Raw genomic sequence first — 1,776 nt, 5'->3', positions numbered from 1 at the left:
TAGGCAAACGTCTAGTAGAAGCTTTTGAAAAGAAACACAATTAGGGAGATGAGCAAATGAGTATCCAAGATTGCCAAAAAGTCATCGTAACAGTCGAAGGCAAAGGCGATACGAAACAGCATGCGTTTGCAAGCGCGCTGGCAGATATCCAAAAGAAAATGATGCAGGAATCAGAAGTAATTTTACGTATTGAACCGATAGAAGTGGAAGTCATCAAGGCAATCGAAAAGACGTATAAAGAACGGTTTCTCTTTTTCTTCTTTCCTAGAAAAAGAACGAGCTATCATGTGGAGTTGGAAGTGACAGTTAATGTGACGACACTTCAAGTCAATGAAGTGGCTTTTACGCAAGAAGTGACAGATGATCCTGACGGTATTCAAATTCCCGTTATTTCCAAAAAAATATAAGTTATAGGGATGTCAGTCCAACTTTTTTACAGTTGACATCGATTAATGAGCAAAATTCATATTGAATTGAATCAATTGTCAAAGAACTAGTTGGATGATATACGGCTTGAAAAATAAATTCATAAATATGAAAAAGGAGGATATAGAATAGTGGAGTTTACAATTATCTTAATTAAATCAATCATCATCGGCGGCTTACTCGGTTTTTCTGCCTCGATGGGAGCGGCGCGAATGTTCCATGCTCCGAGTACACAAGGGCTGGGTGCCTTTCGTACTTTAGGAGAAATGAATGCCTGTATGGGCGATCCAGCTTCGCATTTCTCATTCGGACTAGGATTTTTCTTCAATGCTTGGGCTTCGACAGTTGGAGCTGGGGCGTTTACACAGGATGTGACACACCGGATCATTCCAAACTGGGCAGCATCGGTTTTATTAGCGAAAAATAAAAATGTTACAGAAACAATGCACGATCCTAGAAAAATGGGTTTTGTTGGTGCCGTCATTGGTGCAATCGTTGTCGCTTTCTTAAATTCAACAGCAGCAGCAATCCCAGAAGCTTTGCAAGTAACCGCAGTAGCGGTATTGGTTCCAGCTGCAACAACCCTGATCAATATCGTAATGCCGGTTATCTTCTGGTTGGCAGCATTGGATGCAGGCAAACGGACTGGATTCTGGGGCACGTTATTTGGCGGGATCGCACAATTAATCATGGGAAATGCAGTTCCTGGTGTGGTATTAGGAATCTTGATTGGTAAAGGTGTTGACGAAATCGGCTGGACAAAAGTAACGAAGATTATGATGGTGGCAATCGCTGCCTTGTTCATCCTCAGTGGTTTCTTCCGCGGCTTTGACCTGCAAGTTTTGGAAAGCTTCAAACTACAAGCACCAAATTGGTTGGAAAATATCCATAAGATGCTTGGTTTGAACTAATAAAACGAGATAGGATGTCAGTTCTGCTTTTTACAGGATTCTCAAATGAGCTTGTAGTTAGTAAATTTTGCAATAGTTTGAGTTCAAGCAATTTAGCAGAATGATATACGGATGAAAATAAAATTTACTTTTTTCTTTTGAAAAAAGTAAGTCCATTAATATGAAGAAGGATGTCAGTTCCACTTTTCACAGTTTACTTGTCTAGAGAATTCAAAATTGCAAGCCTTTGGAAAAATAATCTAAAGACACTAGTGGAATGATATACGTGTTGAGAATAAGGGTTACTTTTTACGAAGAAAAAGTAACTTCATATAAAACGAGATAGGAGTGAATTTCATGGATAACACAGAGGAATTGGAAAAGGAACAATTAGCGCTTTCTGAAGAGAAAAAAGCGAAGAGTTTCTGGTATGCTGACTGGGCGTTTCCTATTACAGTAG

General features: G+C 39.4%; 2 protein-coding genes. Both read left to right on the top strand.

Annotated features, from left to right (window positions below):
- The first annotated feature begins 56 nt into the window (after positions 1-56).
- Complete coding sequence (locus A5875_RS09620) at positions 57-407, top strand: DUF4312 family protein (RefSeq protein ID WP_088933393.1); 351 nt, start codon at positions 57-59, stop codon at positions 405-407.
- Between the two features lie 150 nt (positions 408-557).
- A complete protein-coding gene (locus A5875_RS09615) occupies positions 558-1,337 on the top strand; it encodes a DUF4311 domain-containing protein (RefSeq protein WP_088933392.1) in 780 nt (259 codons plus the stop codon).
- The last annotated feature ends 439 nt before the right edge of the window (positions 1,338-1,776 follow it).

Source organism: Enterococcus sp. 3H8_DIV0648, from assembly GCF_002140655.1.
Taxonomy (GTDB): Bacteria; Bacillota; Bacilli; order Lactobacillales; family Enterococcaceae; genus Enterococcus_A; species Enterococcus_A hulanensis.
The sequence above is the reverse complement of the archived record's forward strand: the minus strand, read 5'-3'. Positions and strand labels throughout refer to the sequence as shown.

Excerpts from the sequence above, each read along its gene's own strand:
- A5875_RS09620 (WP_088933393.1), top strand. The coding sequence starts at position 57 with ATGAGTATCCAAGATTGCCAAAAAGTCATCGTAACAGTCGAAGGCAAA.